Origin of the sequence: Erythrobacter epiphyticus (genome assembly GCF_034653295.1) — a bacterium.
Lineage (GTDB): Bacteria > Pseudomonadota > Alphaproteobacteria > Sphingomonadales > Sphingomonadaceae > Erythrobacter.
Genome location: NZ_JAYEEU010000009.1, coordinates 433683 through 451499, shown reverse-complemented (window position 1 = coordinate 451499; position 17817 = coordinate 433683). Strand labels below are relative to the sequence as shown.

Annotated in this window: 20 protein-coding genes and 1 tRNA gene; 9 read left to right on the top strand and 12 right to left on the bottom strand. The window is 64.9% G+C overall.

The annotated features are described in order from the left end of the window. Positions 1-568 precede the first annotated feature (568 nt). A tRNA-Gln gene (locus SOQ14_RS13140) sits at positions 569-643 on the bottom strand. Between the two features lie 71 nt (positions 644-714). After that, entirely contained in the window at positions 715-1572 is an 858-nt protein-coding gene (gene yghU, locus SOQ14_RS13135; protein WP_322898563.1) for a glutathione-dependent disulfide-bond oxidoreductase, read from the bottom strand. A gap of 98 nt (positions 1573-1670) precedes the next feature. Between yghU and SOQ14_RS13130 the strand changes: the two genes are divergently transcribed. Together SOQ14_RS13130 and SOQ14_RS13125 are read left to right on the top strand one after the other, a co-directional pair. Next, positions 1671-3758 carry an NAD(+) synthase gene (locus tag SOQ14_RS13130; protein WP_322898562.1) on the top strand — a complete coding sequence of 696 codons (2088 nt, stop codon included), beginning with the start codon at positions 1671-1673 and terminating at the stop codon, positions 3756-3758. Position 3759: 1 nt separating this feature from the next. After that, positions 3760-4659 (top strand): DMT family transporter, encoded by a 900-nt coding sequence (locus tag SOQ14_RS13125; RefSeq protein ID WP_322898561.1) that lies wholly within the window; start codon positions 3760-3762, stop codon positions 4657-4659. Positions 4660-4753: 94 nt separating this feature from the next. Here SOQ14_RS13125 and SOQ14_RS13120 read toward each other — a convergent pair whose 3' ends face one another. Continuing rightward, a complete protein-coding gene (locus SOQ14_RS13120) occupies positions 4754-5347 on the bottom strand; it encodes an FMN-dependent NADH-azoreductase (RefSeq protein ID WP_322898560.1) in 594 nt (197 codons plus the stop codon). Between the two features lie 85 nt (positions 5348-5432). Then, on the bottom strand, positions 5433-6134 hold the full coding sequence (locus tag SOQ14_RS13115; RefSeq protein ID WP_322898559.1) for a pirin family protein: 702 nt from the start codon (positions 6132-6134) through the stop codon (positions 5433-5435). A gap of 107 nt (positions 6135-6241) precedes the next feature. On the opposite strand from SOQ14_RS13115, the gene SOQ14_RS13110 reads away from it, so the two are divergent. Continuing rightward, on the top strand, positions 6242-7135 hold the full coding sequence (locus SOQ14_RS13110) for a LysR family transcriptional regulator (protein WP_322898558.1): 894 nt from the start codon (positions 6242-6244) through the stop codon (positions 7133-7135). 6 nt (positions 7136-7141) lie between these two features. On the opposite strand, the gene SOQ14_RS13105 is transcribed toward SOQ14_RS13110, so the two are convergent. The 6 genes from SOQ14_RS13105 to SOQ14_RS13080 form a co-directional block, all read right to left on the bottom strand. After that, a complete protein-coding gene (locus SOQ14_RS13105) occupies positions 7142-7492 on the bottom strand; it encodes a hypothetical protein (RefSeq protein WP_322898557.1) in 351 nt (116 codons plus the stop codon). Continuing rightward, a complete protein-coding gene (locus SOQ14_RS13100; protein WP_322898556.1) occupies positions 7492-7701 on the bottom strand; it encodes a hypothetical protein in 210 nt (69 codons plus the stop codon). Before SOQ14_RS13100 ends, SOQ14_RS13105 begins: the two co-directional genes overlap by 1 nt. 58 nt (positions 7702-7759) lie before the next feature. Then, positions 7760-8410, bottom strand: a complete 651-nt coding sequence (locus tag SOQ14_RS13095) for a glutathione S-transferase (RefSeq protein WP_322898555.1) — start codon at positions 8408-8410, stop codon at positions 7760-7762. After that, positions 8407-9228, bottom strand: coding sequence for an oxygen-dependent tRNA uridine(34) hydroxylase TrhO (gene trhO / locus SOQ14_RS13090; protein ID WP_322898554.1), 822 nt, complete (start codon positions 9226-9228; stop codon positions 8407-8409). Before trhO ends, SOQ14_RS13095 begins: the two co-directional genes overlap by 4 nt. Then, positions 9225-10304 carry a branched-chain amino acid aminotransferase gene (locus SOQ14_RS13085; protein ID WP_322898553.1) on the bottom strand — a complete coding sequence of 360 codons (1080 nt, stop codon included), beginning with the start codon at positions 10302-10304 and terminating at the stop codon, positions 9225-9227. Before SOQ14_RS13085 ends, trhO begins: the two co-directional genes overlap by 4 nt. Before the next feature lie 417 nt (positions 10305-10721). Then, complete coding sequence (locus SOQ14_RS13080; protein WP_322898552.1) at positions 10722-11276, bottom strand: hypothetical protein; 555 nt, start codon at positions 11274-11276, stop codon at positions 10722-10724. A gap of 34 nt (positions 11277-11310) precedes the next feature. Between SOQ14_RS13080 and SOQ14_RS13075 the strand changes: the two genes are divergently transcribed. Then, positions 11311-12066: a TlyA family RNA methyltransferase gene (locus SOQ14_RS13075; protein ID WP_322898551.1), complete on the top strand. Its 756-nt coding sequence runs from the start codon at positions 11311-11313 to the stop codon at positions 12064-12066. 96 nt (positions 12067-12162) lie between these two features. On the opposite strand, the gene SOQ14_RS13070 is transcribed toward SOQ14_RS13075, so the two are convergent. Then, positions 12163-12420 carry a hypothetical protein gene (locus SOQ14_RS13070; RefSeq protein ID WP_322898550.1) on the bottom strand — a complete coding sequence of 86 codons (258 nt, stop codon included), beginning with the start codon at positions 12418-12420 and terminating at the stop codon, positions 12163-12165. A 304-nt stretch (positions 12421-12724) separates the two neighbouring features. On the opposite strand from SOQ14_RS13070, the gene SOQ14_RS13065 reads away from it, so the two are divergent. The 5 genes from SOQ14_RS13065 to SOQ14_RS13045 all read left to right on the top strand — a co-directional run bounded on the left by SOQ14_RS13065 (position 12725) and on the right by SOQ14_RS13045 (position 16496). Then, on the top strand, positions 12725-13231 hold the full coding sequence (locus tag SOQ14_RS13065) for a TspO/MBR family protein (RefSeq protein WP_322898549.1): 507 nt from the start codon (positions 12725-12727) through the stop codon (positions 13229-13231). Positions 13232-13279: 48 nt separating this feature from the next. Continuing rightward, a complete protein-coding gene (locus SOQ14_RS13060; protein WP_322898548.1) occupies positions 13280-13534 on the top strand; it encodes an accessory factor UbiK family protein in 255 nt (84 codons plus the stop codon). 23 nt (positions 13535-13557) lie between these two features. Next, entirely contained in the window at positions 13558-14169 is a 612-nt protein-coding gene (recO, locus tag SOQ14_RS13055; RefSeq protein ID WP_322898547.1) for a DNA repair protein RecO, read from the top strand. A gap of 39 nt (positions 14170-14208) precedes the next feature. Next, entirely contained in the window at positions 14209-15267 is a 1059-nt protein-coding gene (gene leuB / locus SOQ14_RS13050) for a 3-isopropylmalate dehydrogenase (protein WP_322898546.1), read from the top strand. 134 nt (positions 15268-15401) lie between these two features. Beyond that, entirely contained in the window at positions 15402-16496 is a 1095-nt protein-coding gene (locus SOQ14_RS13045; protein ID WP_322898578.1) for a glycosyltransferase, read from the top strand. A gap of 4 nt (positions 16497-16500) precedes the next feature. On the opposite strand, the gene SOQ14_RS13040 is transcribed toward SOQ14_RS13045, so the two are convergent. Further along, positions 16501-17817, bottom strand: coding sequence for a phospholipid carrier-dependent glycosyltransferase (locus SOQ14_RS13040; protein ID WP_322898545.1), 1317 nt, complete (start codon positions 17815-17817; stop codon positions 16501-16503).

Here is a 17817-nt window from a genome sequence, read left to right as displayed (position 1 = left end):
CGATCAAGGAAGAACCGGATCACCCAAATCTGCTTCTGGGTCAGCGGCCGCTTGGTGTCGACGGTCCTGCCGGCATTCCTCGAAACCCGATTTTGCATGGCCGGGTTGAGGTGAGATTAGGTCATCATCTTTCTCCATGGCCTTGATTGGCCAGGATCAAAGAACGGACGCCGACCCGGCGAGAACACCATTGCCGTGCATGGAAAGCGTGATAGCGGCCTACGCTGCCTCAGGCACGCACAGGCAAAACGGCCGCTTTCGATATAAGCGGACACGTAGCAATGCCGGTGCGAATGGCGGCTTCGTCCCACATTCGGCCATCGGGCTGAAAGTCAGCCTCATCGGCTTTCGACCAGCCAGCGGGGCTCATGCAGAACCGCGGTGCAAAACCTGTGCACTTGCCGGTGGAAAAGCTGCGCAAATCGCATGGCCATCTTGCGCCCTGAATCCACTCGAATCATAGCGCTGAAATCAGGACCACGGTGGGGACCACGATGGGGTGCGCCGGTAGTTTTGACTCGAAGGGAAACTTGTAATTTTTTCAGCTATTTAGAGCCGAATAATTTCTTGGCTGGGGCGGAAGGATTCGAACCTTCGCATGGCGGTACCAAAAACCGCTGCCTTACCGCTTGGCTACGCCCCAGCAAGAGCCGCGCTCTATAGCGGGCCAAAAACAAATGTGAAGGGGAAAGACGCGCGAAAATCGCGTTGCGATCATGGCAGATGTCTGTCCGCGAAATCGGCAGCGCAATGGCGTTCCTTGAGCTGGGTCGCCGGATCACCCCAGGTCTTGTTGACGATCCGGCCGCGCCGCACCGCCGGGCGGACCGCGATCTCGCCAACCCAGCGCTTCACATGGGTGTATTCGTCAATGCTGAGGAAGGTCCTGGCGTCGTTGTAGATCTCGCCCCACACAAAGGGCGCGAGCCAGGGGAAATTGGCAATATCGGCCAGCGAGTAATCATCGCCTGCCAGAAAGCGGCTTTGCGCCAGCCTTTGATTGGCGACATCGAAGATCCGCTTGGTTTCCATCGCATAGCGATTGATCGGATATTCGTATTTCTCAGGGGCATAGGCGTAGAAGTGGCCGAAGCCGCCGCCCATAAACGGCCCGCTGCCGACTTGCCAGAATACCCAGCTCAGCACCTCCGCGCGCGCCGCCGGATCGGTCGGCAGGAAAGCACCGAATTTCTCGGCGAGATGCACCAGGATCGCGCCTGATTCGAACACCCGGAACGGCTCGGCACCGCTGCGATCGAGCAGGGCGGGGATTTTCGAATTGGGGTTCACGCCGACAAAGCCGCTGGTGAATTGTTCGCCTTCGCCGATATTGATCGTCCACGCATCATATTCGGCGCCGGTGTGGCCGAGTTCGAGCAATTCCTCGAGCAGGATCGTCACCTTGACCCCGTTGGGCGTGGCAAGCGAATAGAGCTGGAGAGGATTGTCCCCCACTGGCAGGTCGCGCTCCTCGCGCGCACCGGCGGTCGGGCGGTTGATGTTGGCAAAGCGCCCGCCGGATACGGTATCGGCGCTCCAGACCTTGGGCGGGGTGTAGGGGGCATCGGCCATGACGGGGTTCCTCTGAAAATCGCGGGGGTTGCCGGGCAGCTATAGGAACAGGCGCTTTTAACCGCTAGAGGCATAAGCCACACCGAACAGGCGCAAGAATGACACGCGAGACCCACAGCTTCTTCGATCGGCATGCGCACGGCTTTGTCCGCGTGGCGACAGCAACGCCGGCATGCCGCACTGCCGATGTGCCGTTCAATCTGGCCGGCGTGCTTGCCGAGGCGCGCCGCGCGGATGCGGCGGGTGTCGATCTGGTGGTCTTCCCCGAACTCGCGCTGTCATCCTATGCGATTGATGATCTGCTGCTTCAGCAGGCGCTGCTCGATCGGGTGGAGGAGGCGCTCGCCGAACTGGTGGCGGCGAGCGCGGATCTCGCGCCGGTGCTGGTGGTCGGTGCGCCGCTGCGCCGCGCGGGCAAGCTTTATAATTGCGCGGTGGTGATCGCGGGCGGGCAAGTGCTCGGGGTGGTGCCGAAAAGCTACCTGCCCAATTACCGCGAATTCTATGAAAAGCGCTATTTCGCGCACGGGCGCGGCTGCGTGGATCTGTGGATCGGGGTGGCGGGCGAGGAAGTGCCCTTTGGCACGGACCTGATCTTTGCTGCGGGCAATCTCGCCGGCTTCAGCTTCGGCGTGGAAATCTGCGAGGATTTCTGGGCGCCCAATCCGCCCGGCACGATGGCGGCGCTCGCCGGGGCACTGATTGTCTGCAACCTTTCGGCCTCGCCTGTCACCGTCGGGCGCGCCGACGACCGCCACCTCCATTGCCGCGCCAGCGCCTCGCGTGGGATCTGCGCCTATGCCTATTCGGCAAGCGGCCACGGCGAGAGCACCACTGATCTCGCGTGGGACGGGCAGGGCGTGATCTACGAGATGAGCGATCTGGTCGCGCAGAGCGCAAGGTTCGATCTGACGCCCGAATTGTGCATCGTCGATATTGATACGGATCGCATCGCGGCCGAGCGTCTGCGCAACCAGACCTTCGCCGATGCCGCCGAGGCTGCGGGCCACCCTGCGGATACCTATCGCAAGGTGGTGTTCGAGCATGCCGCGACCGGCAGCGATCGCGCGCTGATCCGCCCGGTCGCGCGCTTCCCCTTCGTGCCCGACCGGCGCGAGAAGCTCGACGAGGATTGCTACGAGGCCTTCAACATCCAGGTCGATGCCCTGATGCGGCGCATCCAGTCGACCGGCGCCAAAAGCCTCGTGATCGGCATTTCAGGCGGGCTTGACAGCACCCACGCGCTTATTGTTGCGGCCAAGGCGTGTGACCGGCTTGGCCTGCCGCGCAGCTTCATCCGTGGCTATACCATGCCCGGCTTCGGTACCTCCGATCACACCAAGGCCAACGCGCACCGGCTGATGGCGGCGCTCGCAATCACCGCGGGCGAGATCGACATTCGCCCGGCAGCGCTGCGCATGCTCGAGGACATCGGCCACGCCTTTGCCAATGGTGAACCGGTGCATGATGTGGTGTTCGAGAATGTGCAGGCGGGCCTGCGCACCGATTACCTGTTCCGGCTGGCGGGCCAGCATGGCGGCTTTGTGCTCGGCACCGGGGATCTCAGCGAATTGGCGCTCGGCTGGTGCACCTATGGTGTCGGCGATCACATGAGCCATTACGGCATCAATGCCGGGGTGCCCAAGACGCTGATCCAGTATCTCATCCGCTGGGTGATTGCGACAGGCCAGTTCACCGATGCCTGCGGGCAGGTGCTCGATGCGATCCTCAACACCGAGATCAGCCCTGAGCTGGTGCCACCGGGCGCGGATGGCGCGATGCAATCGACCGAAAGCATGGTTGGCCCCTATGAGCTCAATGATTTCTTCCTTCACCACGTGATCCGCTATGGCCAGCGCCCCTCCAAGGTGGCGTTTTTGGCGTGGCACGCATGGCAGGATCGCGATGGCGGCTTGTGGCCTGCCGGGTTCCCCGCTGAGCAGCGCCGCGCCTATGATCTGGAAACCATCGCGGTCTGGCTCGACAAGTTCTGCGCGCGGTTCTTCGGCTTCTCGCAATTCAAGCGCAGCGCCTTGCCCAATGGGCCGAAAGTCTCTTCGGCCGGGGCGCTGAGCCCGCGCGGCGATTGGCGTGCGCCATCCGATGCGGTGGCGATCGTCTGGCGCGAGGAATTGCGCAGCGCGCTCCCGCCCGAGATCGTGCGCGCTTTGCCTGATCTCGGCTGACGTGCCCGCCAACCTGCCCTTTTCCGCTGTCGCGGTGCTGATGGGCTGCAACATTGCCTGGGCGCTCAATGTGGTGGTGAGCAAGATTGCCGTCGGCGAACTGGGCGTGCCGCCGCTGTTCTATACCGTGCTGCGCTCTGCGTTGGTGCTGGCGGTGCTGTTTCCGCTGCTGCGCCCCCTGCCGCGCCAGCTGGGGCGGGTGCTCTTGATCGGCTTTGCTATCAGCGGCGGCAGCTTTGCCCTGCTGTTCAGCGGCTTGCGCACCGCGAGCCCTTCAGCGGCGGGAATTGTCAATTTGTCCTCGGCACCGCTCGCCGTGCTGTTCGCCGTGGTGTTTCTGGGCGAGAAGGTGGGCTGGCGGCGCGCGATCGGCATGGCGCTGACTCTAGGCGGCGTGCTGCTGGCGATGGGCAGCCCTTCGGCTGCGGGCAGCATCACCGGCCTTGCGCTGGTGTTCGGCGCGGCGGTGGTGGGGGCGCTTGGCTCGGTCTTCGTCAAGACGCTGGAACTGGATGCCGTGCGCCTGCAAGCCTGGGCGGCGGTGGTCTCGCTCGGCGCGCTTGTCCCGGCGACGCTGGTGTTCGAGACAGGGCAAATGGCCGCCGTGACCGCGGCTCCGCTGGCGGTTGCGCTCTGCGCGCTGTTTGCCGGGCTGGTGGTATCAGTCGGCGCGCATTCAGCCTATTTCCTGATCCTCCAGCGTCACGACGCCAATGTGGTGGTGCCGCTCACGCTGATGACCCCGCTGCTGACAATTGCCTTCGGCGCGTGGCTGACAGGGGATGCCATCGGCTGGCCGCTGATTGCCGGCGGCGCGCTGGCAATGGTGGGTGTTGCCGTGATCGTCGTGCGCCCCAGCGCGACCTTGTTCAAGCCGCTGCTGGTGCGCTCGCGTTTTTAATTGCGCTTCATACCACCCACCCGGCCACCATAGCCTAATGGTACGATTGGTGTCCGGGTGGGGAGGCGGGGTGGGTGGCATGCTCGCTAACGCCTCAGCCGACCAGTTCGGCGACCTTGGCGTGGGCGGCGGCGATCTTTTCTTCCGCGCCTTCGCCCATGATCCCGTCTGCCGCGATCGTGGTGATATCGGTGATGCCGAGGAAACCGAGGAAGAAGGTCAGCCAACGGCTCATGAAATCAAACTCGGCGCCCACCGGGGTGCCGCCGCTGGCAATCGCGAGGTAGGCCTTCTTGCCGGTCAGCAGGCCTTCCGGCCCGGTTGCGGTGTAGCGGAAGGTGGTGCCCGCGCGGGCCACCAGATCGGCCCAGGCCTTGAGCGTGGCGGGCGGGCCGAAATTGTAGATCGGCGTCGCGATCACGATGGTATCGGCCGCCTGCAATTCGGCGATCAGCGCATCGGCAATCGCCGCCAGTTCGGCCTGCTCAGGGGTGCGATCAGCCGCCGGGGTCAGGTTGGCGCCAAACCGCGCGGCGCTCACGAACGGCAGATCATTGGCCGCCAGATCGCGGGCCACCACGCGCGCGCCGGTCTTGGCAGCAAGGCCGTGGGCGAGCTTGTCGCCAAACCCGCGCGAGACGCCCTCGGCGCCGTTGATGCTGGTGGTGATATAGAGAAGATTGGCCATGTCAGAAGGCTCCTGTCGGGATGAAAGAAAAAGGGGTGGAGCCGGCCGGGGAGGGAGAGCAACCGGCCGGCTCCGGGGGGGAAGGTCAGGCCGCGTCGACCAGCACCACTTCGCTGTCTTCCAGCGCGGTGATGGTCACTTCGGCCAATTGGGTGATGGCAACGCCGTCGCGTGCCTTGGCTTCGACCGAGTCGATCCGCACCTTGCCCGTCGCGGGGACGAGATAGAGGTGCCGATCGGCCGAGCGCGGGGTGTAGGTGACGCTTTCACCCGCCTTGATCGTGGCGCCAAGCACGCGGGCATCGGCACGGATCTTCAGCGCGTCATTATCGTTCGCCACACCGCTCGCCAGCGGGACAAAAGCGCCGTTGCGGCTGTCCTTGGGGAACTGGCGTGCGCCCCAGCTCGGCTCGCCGCCGCGTTCATCCGGGATGATCCAGATCTGAAACAGCGTGGTGTCCTCGCTTTCCAGATTGAATTCCGAATGGCGCACGCCGTTGCCCGCGCTCATCACCTGGACATCGCCTGCTTCGGTGCGGCCTTCATTGCCCATGCTGTCGCGGTGGGTGATGGCGCCCTTGCGGACATAGGTGATGATTTCCATGTCGCTGTGCGGGTGAGTGGGAAAGCCAGTGCCCGGCGCGATGGTGTCATCATTCCACACCCGCAGCGCGCCCCAGTGGACGCGGGCCGGATCGTGGTAATGCGCAAACGAGAAGTGATGATGCGCATCAAGCCAACCGTGATTGGCATTGCCGAGTGTTTCAAAGGGACGAAGTTCGATCATGTCGTGTCTCCTTATCCGAGGTTGAAACGGCAGATAGGCGGGAAAGTTCGAACGGATAAGTGCGATAAAACTTGCCAAGATGTTCAGATAATCCGAACATCGCGCACATGAAGCTTGGTGAACCTTCGCTCGATCACTTGCGCATCTTCATCGCCGTGGCCGCGCATGGCAGCTTTGGCGGGGCGGCCAAGGCGATGGGCCGCGCGGTCTCGGCGGTGTCTTACGGGATTGCCCAGCTTGAAGCGCAGCTTGGCCTCACGCTCTTCACCCGCGAAGGCTCGCGCCGTCCGGTGCTGACCGCGGCGGGCGAAGGCCTGCTGCCCGAAGCGCGCAGCATTGCCGATGGCGTGGATGCGCTGCGCGCCAAGGCGCGCTCGCTTCATGCCGGGCAGGAGCCTTCGCTCACACTGGTGATCGATGTCATGGTGCCGAGCGAAGTGACCGCGCATGTGCTCGGCGAATTTCGCCGGATGTTCCCGACCTGCGCGCTGACCTTGCGGATCGAGGGGCTGGGCGCGGTCGCCTCCTGCCTCATCGAAGGCGGGGCCGATCTCGCGATTGGCGGGCCGGTGATTGGCGAGCATCCGGGTATGGAGCGGCAGGCCGTGGGCGAAATTGATCTGATCCCGGTCGCCGCGCCAACCCATCCCTTGGCGCAAGGCCCGATCGCACCGGGGGAAAGCCGCCGCCATCTGCAATTGGTGCTGACTGATCGCTCACCTCTGACCGAGGGGCGCGAATTCTCGGTGCTCAGTCCCTCGACATGGCGGCTGGGTGATCTGGGCGCCAAGCATTCGCTGCTGATCGAAGGGCTCGGCTGGGGCAATATGCCGCGTGCCATGGTGGCGGGCGATCTCGCAGCGGGAAGGCTGGTCGAGCTCGACCTGCCCGAACAGCCCGGCGCGCGCTATCGCCTGTCGGCGCTGTGGCGGCGCGACACGCGGCTTGGCCCGGCGGCGAGCTGGCTAGTCGATGCGTTCCGGGAGGGGCTGGGGGGCTAGCCGCGCTCATGCCTCGGCATAGTCTTCGCGGGCAAGATCGCGCAGCACGAACAGATTGTTGATTAAAGCGGCACTGTGCATGAGCGTGAGGAAGGCCAGCAAGAGCGCACCAAACAGCCCACTGAACCACACCGCCGTCCACACCACCACCCAGAAAATCCACAATCCCCGGATCCCCCACCGCTCCATGATCCACCGCAGCAGGCGGTTGCTTTCAAGCTCAGGCCCGGCACGCTTCACGAACATCGTCGTGGTGACATAGTCGGCAAAGCTCATGATGGTGGCGGCGAGAAGCAGTTCGGTGCGCCACGGCGCGAGCGTACGGTACCACAGGACGGGATCGAGCCATTCGGGCATCAGGCCCGCCCCTGCTGGGAGCGCCTCAACGCACTGATCGCGAGTATTGTGAGGATCGCCGGGAACAGCCACGGCTGCGTTAGGGCGACCACCTCACGATGAGCCTCGATCCAGCCAAGGCCAGCTTTGCCAAGCCACCAGCTGACGGCCATTAATGACGCGGCTGCCACAAGTGCAAAAAGCCCCAAAACTGCCTTCAGCATCGGCATGCTCCATTTGATATTATTGAATAATATCAGTTGATAAGGAGTCGTTCAAGCGGCCGGATCAGCTTGTCGGAGTGATGTGTGCTGGCCCGAACAGCACCGCCGCATCGCCTGCTTGCCACGGCGCGAATTTGGGCATGATCGCCTTGAAGAGTTCTGATGCGAGGTGCCCTTCCAGCCATGCGGTGAGCCGGGGCAAGGACTGTTGGCCGAACCAGTCGGGATCAATGGCGGCGAACTGCCGGACAAACGGGAAGAGTGCGATATCGGTGAGGCTGCGGCTTTCCCCGCATAACTGCGCCGCGTTCGCCAGCCGCGCGTCGAGCGGGAGCAGCAGCGTCAGGGCTGCGGCGCGGTGGTCAAGCCCATCGGCGGCATAGCGGGTGGGATATTTGGCGCGGTCGAGATGGTGCTTGAACGGCCCGTCATTGGCGGCAATCAGCGCGGCATCATCCCCCGCGAGCCAGCCTTCCGGATCATGCTGCGCCAAGGCCCAGCGCATGATGGCAAGGCTTTCGTCGATCACCGTTCCATCGGGGAGCACCAATACGGGAACCGTCGCCTTGGGCGAGGCGGCGGCAAGCGCGGGCGGCTTGGCCGCGAGCTTCACCTCGCGCAGTTCGACCGTAATACCCGCCACCCACAAGGCCATGCGCGCGCGCATCGCATAGGGGCAGCGGCGGAACGAGTAGAGGATCGGCAGCGCGCTCATGCGCTGTCGGGCGCTGCGCAGGCCGCGCATGTCTCGCCCGGCAGCACCGCGCGCCCGCAGTCGCGGCACATCGTCGCCGTGCCGGGGGCAAGGCCGTGGCCAAGGCTCACCCGTTCATCGAAGACGAAGCATTCGCCCTGCCACAGGCTCGCTTCCGCCGGCACCTCTTCGAGATATTTGAGGATCCCGCCCTTGAGGTGATAGACCTCGGCGATGCCTTCGGTGCGCAGGAAGCTGGTCGATTTCTCGCAGCGGATGCCGCCGGTGCAGAACATCGCGACACGTTTCTTGCCTTCGAGCAAGGTGTCGCGATGCGCGCGAAACCACGCCGGAAAATCGCGAAAACTGCGCGTTTCGGGATCAACGGCGCCCGCAAAGGTGCCAATCGCAACTTCGTAGGCATTGCGGGTGTCGATCACCAGCGTATCGGGATCGCTGATCAGTGCATTCCAATCATGCGGTGCGACATAGTGGCCGACCGACAAGGCAGGATCGATATCAGGCTCACCCATGGTCACGATCTCGCGCTTCACGCGCACCTTCATGCGCTGGAACGGCATGGCGGGCGCGGCGGAGAATTTGACATCGCAGCTCGCACAACCCGGCAGCGCGCGGATCTGCGCCAGCACCGCGTCGAGCGCCTGCGCATCGCCCGCAATCGTGCCGTTGATCCCTTCGCGGGCGAGCAGCAGCGTGCCCTTGATGCCGTGGGCTTCGCATGCGCCCAGCAGCGGCGCGCGCAGGGCGGCGGGATCATCAAAGCGGGTAAAACAGTAGAGCGCCGCAACGGTCACGGCGCCGGTTTGAGGCGTGGTCAAACCCGCATCACCCAGCCGTGCGGATCGGGGGCGCGGCCGTGCTGGATATCGACCAGCCGTTCGCGCATCTTGGCGGTCATCTGCCCGATGCCGCCCGCGCCAATGTGGAATTCGCCATCGGGCGAGGCAACCGTGCCGACCGGCGTGACCACCGCCGCCGTGCCGCAGGCCATGGTTTCGAGCAGCAGGCCGCTTTCAGCCTCGGCGCGCCACTGGTCGATCGAATAGGCCTCTTCGCGCACGTCGAGGCCTTCCTCGCGCAACATGGCGATCAGCGAGTCGCGGGTGATGCCGGGCAGGATCGTGCCGGTCAGCGGCGGGGTGATGACACTGCCATCCGCGCGCACGAAGAACAGGTTCATGCCGCCCAGTTCCTCGACCCATTTGTGCTCGATCGCATCAAGGAACACCACCTGATCGCAGCCCTGCGCGGTCGCCTGCGCCTGCGGGACGAGCGAGGCGGCATAATTGCCGCCGGTTTTGGCCGCGCCGGTGCCGCCGGGAGCCGCACGGACATAATCCTGCGCCACCCAGATCTTGACCGGGTTCACGCCCTTCTTGAAGTAATTGCCCGCGGCCGAGATGATGACAATGAACTTGTATTGCTTGGCCGGGCGCACGCCGAGGAAGGCTTCCGAGGCAAACATGAAGGGCCGGATATAGAGCGAACCGCCTGCAATCGGCGGCAGCCAGGCCGCATCGGCCGTCACCAGCGCGCGCACCGCCGCGAGGAACAGCGCTTCGGGAATTTCCGGCATCGCCATGCGCCGTGCGCTGGCGTTGAACCGCGCCGCGTTTGCTTCGGGCCGGAACAGGGCAAGCCCGCCTTCGGCATGGGCAAAGGCTTTCATGCCTTCAAAGATTTCTTGCGCATAATGCAGCACGCTTGCCGCCGGATCGAGCGCGATGGCTTCGCGCGGGCCGATCACCGGGGTCTGCCAGCCGCCTTTGGCATCGTCATAATCGATCACCACCATGTGATCGGTGAAGACCGTGCCGAAACCGGGATCAGCGATCAGCTGTTCGCGAGTCGCATCGGGGGTCGGCGAGGGGTGGGGGATGCGCGTGAAGTCCATGCCTTGCGCCTAATCCCGCGCGGCCATTAGAGCAAGATGAGTGTTCGGCGCACAGGCCCGACGCGGCGCGCGCCTTGCCTGCACAACATGAAAAGGGCGCTTCCAGCCCGTCGGTGGAAACGCCCTTTCATGGTCAGCGGCCAGGAAGTGCCGCTCACGAAGCCTCTAAGGGTAGTGGAAATTACCGATAGTGCCTCGCGGGGAAACTTGCCGACCTCTCTGCTGAACCATGAGACATCGGATCACCTCCTTTCGCGCTAGTAGCCAAGACCCCGCGTTTCACCGGGGGCCGAGAGCCGCGTTCGCCGCTGGCCTCGGGATCAGTTGTGAATCATTGCGCGGCCAAGGACAAGACTTGAAAAAAGTTTTTCCCAAGTCAGAATAAAAGTTCTGGTGTTGCGCAGCGCCGCACCGGCTTCAGCGGCAATCCTCGATCACCCGCGCGACTTCCGGCCATGATGGCAGGTAGAGCGGGTTCCGCCCATCGGCTTCGATGGCAAATCGTCCGCGCGCAAAGGCCATGGCATCGAGCAACGAATCATCGCTCGCCAGCACGACGAGGGTTTCGCGCCCCGCCGCCTCGCCTTCGAAGGTGCGGGTGGCCGTATGGCTGCGGATGGTGACACGCGGGCCGGGCCCGCCGCTTTCCGGCAGCGACAGCACCACACGGCGGCGGTCGGCAAAGCAGCGCAGCCGCGCGAGCGGCTGATTGGCCGTGCCGACAAACACCGCCTCGGTGTAAGCGCCTTGCGGGCCATAGCGCCACGTGCCGGGTGTCTGCGGGGCATCGGCCCAATTGCTGACCGGCGGTGCAGGCGGAACGCGGCTTGGCGCAGGCGCCGGAGCAGCCGATGGCCGCGGGGCGGGCAGGGGGTGCGGCGGCATACCCGCCGGGACACATGCGGCCAGCGCGGCGCTCAGACCAAGCGCGGCGGCGATCTTCGCATCAAGCCTGAAGTCTGATCCTTTCATGCCGCTTCAATGCAGGCTATCGCATCGCGCGTCCATGACCAAATCCGCTCCCCCCGCCAAAAAGCGCCGCGTCGATCAGCTGCTCACCGAACGCGGTCTCGCCGAAAGCCGCGCCCGTGCACAGGCACTGGTGATGGCCGGGCTGGTGTTCGCTGGCGACGTCAAGATCGACAAGCCGGGCCAGCAGATTGCGGCAGACAGCCCGCTCGAGGTGCGCGGGCGCGATCATCCATGGGTCAGCCGCGGCGGGATCAAGCTTACCCATGCGCTTGCGCATTTCGCGCTTGATCCGGCGGGCGCGGTGGCGATGGATATCGGCTCGTCCACCGGAGGCTTTACCGATGTGCTGCTGACGCACGGGGCTGCGCATGTCTTTGCTGTCGACAGCGGCACCAACCAGCTGGCCTGGAAGCTGCGCGAGGATCCGCGCGTCACCGTGCTCGAACAGACCAGCGCCCGGATCCTGACCCCTGATCAGATCAACCGCCCCTGCAACTGGGTGGTGTGCGATGCCAGTTTCATCGCGCTGGCCAAGGTGCTGGAACGCCCGCTCGCGCTCGCCGCGCCGCAATGCCAGCTTGTCGCGCTGATCAAGCCGCAATTCGAAGTCGGGCGCGAGGAAGTGGGCAAGGGCGGGGTGGTGCGCGATCCGGCGCTGCACGAACGGGTCTGCGACGAGGTGCGCAGCTGGATCAAAGGTCTCGGCTGGCGCGTTCAGGGGATCGTTGAAAGCCCCATCACCGGGCCGCAGGGCAATGTCGAATTCCTGATTGCCGCGCAGCGCGGCTGACACAGGCAACAAAAAACCGGCAGCAACCCTAGGATTGCTACCGGCTTTTTTGTTCCGTTACCCGGTGCGAGGCACCGGGTCGGCAAGCTTTACAGCTTACTGAGCCGGGGTGGCTTCAGCAGCCGGAGCAGCGGCGTCAGCGGCCGGAGCAGCGGCGTCAGCAGCCGGAGCAGCAGCTTCACCTTCAGCCGGAGCAGCAGCGGCGTCAGCAGCCGGAGCTTCTTCGGTCGCCATGGCGTCTTCAGCAACGGCGGTGGTGTCGGCTTCGGTGGCGGCTTCTTCAGCGGCCGGCGAGCAAGCGACGGTGGCGACGGCGAGACCGGCAACGGCGATCAGAGCAGAAAACTTCTTCATGGTGCATTTCCCCATAAATTGGGCCGCGAGGCCCAGTTGAATTCGAGCGCGAAGAGACTTTTCCTGCCGACCGCGCTCCGAATCACGGCAAGAATGTGGCAAGGATTAGCAGAAAATGTGGCCGCGTCACCTGCATTTCGCATCGGTTCGGACAAAATGTGGCAAAAAACGGGGGAAAGTGCCTTATTCTCGGCCGGGCCTGCCGCATACGCTTGGCAGTGATGGCCCGGCTCATGTATCCGGGCCATGAAAGGGAGTCCCTATGAACTTGCTAGCATCCAGAGAACAGTTGCGGGCCAGCCTCATGCGGTGGTCGCTGTTTCTGGTGCCTCTGATCGTGCTGCTCGGTTTTGCAGCGGGCAAGGTCGCAGGGCCGGATACGCTGTGGTTCCAGAACCTGGTGAAGCCGGCGATCTATCCGCCGCCGCCGGTGTTCGGGATCGTCTGGTCGGTGCTTTATGTCATGATCGGCTTCGCGCTCGCTCTGGTGACAAGCGCATGGGGCGCCGATGGGCGCGGGCTCGCGATCCTGGCCTTTGTCGCGCATTTCATCGGCAATCTGGCGTGGACCACCGTGTTCTTCGGCATGCAGAACATCGTCGGCGGGCTGATGGTGCTGGGTTATGCGGTGGTGACACTGCTGGTGGTGATGGCGCTGTTCTGGCGGGTGCGCAAACTGGCGGCCTTGTTGCTGGTGCCCTATCTCGCCTGGGCGAGCTTTGCCACGGCGCTCAACTACCAGTTCATGGTCGAAAACCCCGATGGCGGCGTCGCCGGAGATGGCGGCGCGGTGCAGCGGGTGAAATTGTAAGGCACCCGCCTCTGGACAAGGCGCGGGCGGCTTGCCACATAGCCTCCCATGCAAAGCCAGAACCCGATCCTCGCCGACCTCGTCAAACTCGCCAACAGCGCTGCTGGCACCGTTGCCGGCATGACCCGTGAAGCCCGCGAAACCGCGCGCGAGCGGCTGCGTGAACGGATGGGCGGGGTCGATTTTGTCAGCCGCGAGGAATTCGACACGGTCAAGGCCATGGCGCAGAAGGCGCGTGAGCAGGCCGATGCGCTGGCGGCCAAGGTGGCCGAGCTTGAAGCGGCGCTTGCCAAGAAAAAGTAAGCCCTGAACCGGGCGTCGCAGCGATGCATCTGCGCGCCTCTGCCATTCTGGTTGCTGCCCGCCCGCATGGCGAGACCGGCGCGATTGCGCGCGCGCTGACCGCCGATCACGGGCTTGTCGCCGGATATGTTGCGGGCGGACGCGGGCGGCAGATGCGCTCGGTCATGATCCCCGGCAACCGTGTCGCGCTGGATCTGGCCGCGCGATCGGCCAATCAATTGCCCTTTGCCCGGCTTGAACTGGAACATAGCCGCGCCCCGTGGATGACAGAGCCGTTGCCCGCTGCGGCGATCACATGGGTCTGCGCGCTCACGGCCGCGGCCTTGCCCGAACGCGCGCCTTTTCCGCCGCTCTATGATGCGCTCGATGCGCTGCTTGACGCCATCTGCGTCGCGCCTTCGGCGCGCGGATGGCTCGCCGCGCTTCATGCTTACGAGGCGATGCTGCTCGCGGCGATGGGCTATGGCGAGCGGGCCTCGGGCTTGCGCCCCGATCCTGCGGCTTCTGCCGAGGCGCAGCTTGCCGCGCTCCACGCGCTCGAAATGCCGCTCGCCCACTACCTGCTTGATGATGCGCGCGGCGATGTTATGGCCGCGCGCAGAATGCTTATGGAGCGGTTGGCGCGCATCATGTGACGTGCGCTTGCGGCGCCGGTCATTGCGAAAAGGACGCGCATGAAGGTTGCAGTTCTGCCCGGTGACGGGATCGGCCCTGAAGTCACCGCCGAAGCGGTCGGCGTGCTGGAAGCGCTCGGGCTTACCGGGCTGACACTGACCCATGCCGATGTCGGCGCGGCGGCCTGGCGCGCCCATGGCCACCCGCTGCCCCCGGCCACGCTCGAAGCGGCGCGCGCCGCGGATGCGGTGCTGTTCGGCGCGGTCGGCGATCCGGACTGCGACACGCTGGAACGGCATCTTCGCCCCGAACAAGCGATCCTTGGCCTGCGCAAGGAGCTTGATCTGTTTGCCAATCTGCGCCCGGCGAAGGTGTTTGCGGGGCTTGAGCACCTCTCCCCGCTGCGCGGCGATGTCGCGGGCGCGCTTGATCTGCTGATCGTGCGCGAGTTGACCGGCGATGTCTATTTCGGCGCCAAGGGCCAGCGGATCAACGATCAGGGCGCGCGCGAGGGCTGGGACGCGATGAGCTATGCCGAACCCGAAGTGCGCCGCATCGCCCATGTCGCGTTTCGGGCGGCGGCTGCCGCTGGCCAGCCGCTGACCAGCGTCGACAAGGCCAATGTCCTCGAAACCAGCCAAGTGTGGCGCGATGTGGTGGTGGACGTGGCAGGGGAATACCCCGGCGTGACGCTGGATCACATGTATGTCGATAATGCCGCGATGCAGCTTGTCAGCCATCCCGGCCGCTTCGGGGTGATGGTGACGGGCAATCTGTTCGGTGACATCCTGTCCGACCTTGCGAGCGCCTGTGTCGGCTCGATCGGGCTGCTGCCAAGCGCCTCGCTGGGGTCGCGGCAGACCGCACATGGCACCTTCGGCCTGTACGAGCCGATCCACGGCAGCGCGCCCGATATTGCCGGGCAGGGCAAGGCCAATCCGATGGCAACGATCCTGTCTGCGGCGATGATGCTGCGCCATTCCTTCGGGCTCGAGGCCGAGGCCGCGCGGATCGAAGCTGCTGTCGCCCGCGCGCTGGCCGATGGCATTCGCGGCGGCGATCTGGGCGGCAGCCACGGCACCGCCGCGATTGGCGAAGCGGTGCGCGCGCGGCTCTGACCCTCCCGGCGGTGAGCGCCAGTTATGGTTTATAAAGGATTATGGTGCATCAGGGGGCCATGGAACAGGCCTTCTTTGTGCACCCCGGCAGCTTTGATGGTGAACCCGCAGGCGATGGGGCGGCACTGGCGCCCATGACGCTTGAACTCGCCATCATCCTGCCCACGCTCAACGAACGCGGCAACCTTGCGCCGCTGGTCGAGCGGATTGACCGTGCGATGGGCGCGGCGGCGGTCTGGGAAGTGATCATCGTCGATGATGACAGCCGCGATGGCACGGCGGACGAGGCGCGCACGCTTGCGCTGGTGGACAAGCGCGTGCGCGTGATCCAGCGCATCGGTCGCCGCGGCCTCGCGAGCGCGGCGATCGAAGGCTTCTGCGCCACCGCCGCGCCGTTCGTGGCGGTGATGGATGCCGATCACCAGCATGACCCGGCGCTCCTGCCGGGGATGCTGGCCGCGCTCCGATCGGGCGAGGCCGAAATCTGCGTGGCCAGCCGCTTTGCCGAAGGGGCGAGCACCGCCGATTGGGCCGCGCCCGAGCGCGAGAAGCTGTCCACCTATGCCAATGCTGTCGCCCGCAAGATCACCGGAGTTGCACTCAGCGATCCGATGAGCGGCTATTTCATGCTCCCCGCCGCGACCGCGCGCAGGCTTGCGCCGCGCCTGTCGGGGATCGGTTTCAAGATCCTGCTCGATCTGCTGGCGACGGCGGATGCGCCGATGCAGGTCAAGGAATTCCCTCTTAATTTCGCGGCGAGGCGCGAAGGAGAAAGCAAGCTGGACCGAGCCATTCTGTTCGATTTCCTCGCCGGGCTGTTCGACAAGACGCTCGGCAAGGTGATCCCGACCCGTTTTGCGCTGTTCGGGACCGTGGGCGCGCTCGGGGTGGTGGTGCACTTCATGGTGCTCTCGGTGCTGCTCTTCACGCTGGGAGAGCGCTTTGCCATCGCCCAGACAGGGGCCGTGCTGGTGGCGATGAGCTTCAACTTCTGGCTCAACAACTGGCTGACCTATCGCGACAAGCGGTTGGTCGGCGCGCTCGCGCTGCTCAGGGGCTGGCTCGGCTTTATCGCGACCTGCGCGGTCGGGGCCTTCGCCAATGTCGCGATCGCGACCTTCATGGAAGGGCAGGGCGTGTTCTGGGCGCTCGCTGCGCTGGCGGGGATCGTGGTCGGCTCGGTGTGGAACTACGCCCTGTCGAGCCGCTTCGTGTGGGGCCGGTTCTGAGGCGCTAGCGCCAACTTTCCAGCCACGTCCAGGCAGCAAAGCTCATCGGCCCATCAAGCGGTGCGGCGGAGAGCACCGGTAGGAACACCGCAAACAGCGCCAGCGAGGCGGCAGGCACGCTCCATGCCAGCCAGCCGATGCGCGGGATCGCCCGCAGGTCCGCCATTGCTAGCGCCAGCGCGCCGAGCAGAAACGTGCTTGGCATCAGATAGTGATAATAGAACTGCACCGGCTTGGGCGCGATCACCCACAGGCCAAGGCTGACCGCATAGCCGATCACGCAGGCGAGCATGGCGGCATGGCGGCGGGTGAGCCCGCGATAGCCGCACCAGAGCAGCGCGGGCAGCCCGGCGAGCATTGTCAGCGGATTGCCAATCAGCATCACCCCGCGCTGCGCCCCATCGGCGAATTCGTAGAGATACCAGATGCCGCGGGTGTTCAGCACCCATTGCGGCCAGGTGCTCATATAGGTGTGCGGGGTCACGACCGAGGCTTGCAGCCGCAGCATTTCGATCTGCGCGCCGATCAGCCCATGCGCGGTGACGAGGGAAGGGCGCAGCAAATTGCCCATCTGGTAGGCGGGCAGGAAGGCGAGCGCATAGACCGCAAGCGGCACCAGCCCGAGCCAGCCAAAAGCCTCGACCAGTGTGATCCCCGGCACCGGCGCACCGCGACGGCTCAGCAACAGGCGGCGACGCCCGGCCATGGCCCTTGCCACCAGAAACCCGATTCCCGGCAGCATCGCAAGCGGCGCGGCGTTCCACTTGGATGCAATCGCCAGCCCCAGCATCACCCCGGTCAGCGCGAGCCGCCAGCGGCCCGTTTCGGGCTGACTGCAGGCCGCTGCAAATTGCCATGCCGCGATCAGCAGGAACGCGGCCATGAAGATATCGAGCATCGCAATGCGCGCATGGACGAACAGCGGAAAGCCGCTCGACAGCAGCACGCCGAAGGCCATCACCGCAAAACGGTTCAAGCTGGCATGCCACATGGCCCGCATCGCCGCGCCCACCGAGACAATACCCGCGATCAGCGGCATGATCCGCCAGCCGATCGCATCATCGCCCAGCACCGCCATACCAAGCGCGATCAGATATTTGCCAAGCGGAGGATGCTCGGGGTTGAGCCAGCCACCTTGCCCTGTCTGCCACCACGCCAGCAATTCGCGCGCGGCGGGGACATAATGCACCTCGTCAAAATAGGGGTGCGAGGGCAGGCTCAACCGCCACGCCACCGCCACCCCGAAGACGAGCGGAATGATCAGGCACCACCACGCCGGATCACGCGGGTGGGACGGGTGGGGTAACGGCGCGGATGCCAT

What these genes read in the sequence shown, in the direction of transcription:
- yghU (WP_322898563.1), bottom strand. Translation starts at nt 1,572, where the DNA reads ATGGCCGATGCCCCCTACACCCCGCCCAAGGTCTGGAGCGCCGATACC.
- SOQ14_RS13130 (WP_322898562.1), top strand. Translation starts at nt 1,671, where the DNA reads ATGACACGCGAGACCCACAGCTTCTTCGATCGGCATGCGCACGGCTTT.
- SOQ14_RS13120 (WP_322898560.1), bottom strand. Translation starts at nt 5,347, where the DNA reads ATGGCCAATCTTCTCTATATCACCACCAGCATCAACGGCGCCGAGGGC.
- SOQ14_RS13115 (WP_322898559.1), bottom strand. Translation starts at nt 6,134, where the DNA reads ATGATCGAACTTCGTCCCTTTGAAACACTCGGCAATGCCAATCACGGT.
- SOQ14_RS13110 (WP_322898558.1), top strand. Translation starts at nt 6,242, where the DNA reads ATGAAGCTTGGTGAACCTTCGCTCGATCACTTGCGCATCTTCATCGCC.
- SOQ14_RS13105 (WP_322898557.1), bottom strand. Translation starts at nt 7,492, where the DNA reads ATGCCCGAATGGCTCGATCCCGTCCTGTGGTACCGTACGCTCGCGCCG.
- SOQ14_RS13100 (WP_322898556.1), bottom strand. Translation starts at nt 7,701, where the DNA reads ATGCCGATGCTGAAGGCAGTTTTGGGGCTTTTTGCACTTGTGGCAGCC.
- SOQ14_RS13095 (WP_322898555.1), bottom strand. Translation starts at nt 8,410, where the DNA reads ATGAGCGCGCTGCCGATCCTCTACTCGTTCCGCCGCTGCCCCTATGCG.
- SOQ14_RS13085 (WP_322898553.1), bottom strand. Translation starts at nt 10,304, where the DNA reads ATGGACTTCACGCGCATCCCCCACCCCTCGCCGACCCCCGATGCGACT.
- SOQ14_RS13080 (WP_322898552.1), bottom strand. Translation starts at nt 11,276, where the DNA reads ATGAAAGGATCAGACTTCAGGCTTGATGCGAAGATCGCCGCCGCGCTT.
- SOQ14_RS13075 (WP_322898551.1), top strand. Translation starts at nt 11,311, where the DNA reads ATGACCAAATCCGCTCCCCCCGCCAAAAAGCGCCGCGTCGATCAGCTG.
- SOQ14_RS13070 (WP_322898550.1), bottom strand. Translation starts at nt 12,420, where the DNA reads ATGAAGAAGTTTTCTGCTCTGATCGCCGTTGCCGGTCTCGCCGTCGCC.
- SOQ14_RS13065 (WP_322898549.1), top strand. Translation starts at nt 12,725, where the DNA reads ATGCGGTGGTCGCTGTTTCTGGTGCCTCTGATCGTGCTGCTCGGTTTT.
- SOQ14_RS13060 (WP_322898548.1), top strand. Translation starts at nt 13,280, where the DNA reads ATGCAAAGCCAGAACCCGATCCTCGCCGACCTCGTCAAACTCGCCAAC.
- recO (WP_322898547.1), top strand. Translation starts at nt 13,558, where the DNA reads ATGCATCTGCGCGCCTCTGCCATTCTGGTTGCTGCCCGCCCGCATGGC.
- leuB (WP_322898546.1), top strand. Translation starts at nt 14,209, where the DNA reads ATGAAGGTTGCAGTTCTGCCCGGTGACGGGATCGGCCCTGAAGTCACC.
- SOQ14_RS13045 (WP_322898578.1), top strand. Translation starts at nt 15,402, where the DNA reads ATGACGCTTGAACTCGCCATCATCCTGCCCACGCTCAACGAACGCGGC.
- SOQ14_RS13040 (WP_322898545.1), bottom strand. Translation starts at nt 17,817, where the DNA reads ATGGCATCCGCGCCGTTACCCCACCCGTCCCACCCGCGTGATCCGGCG.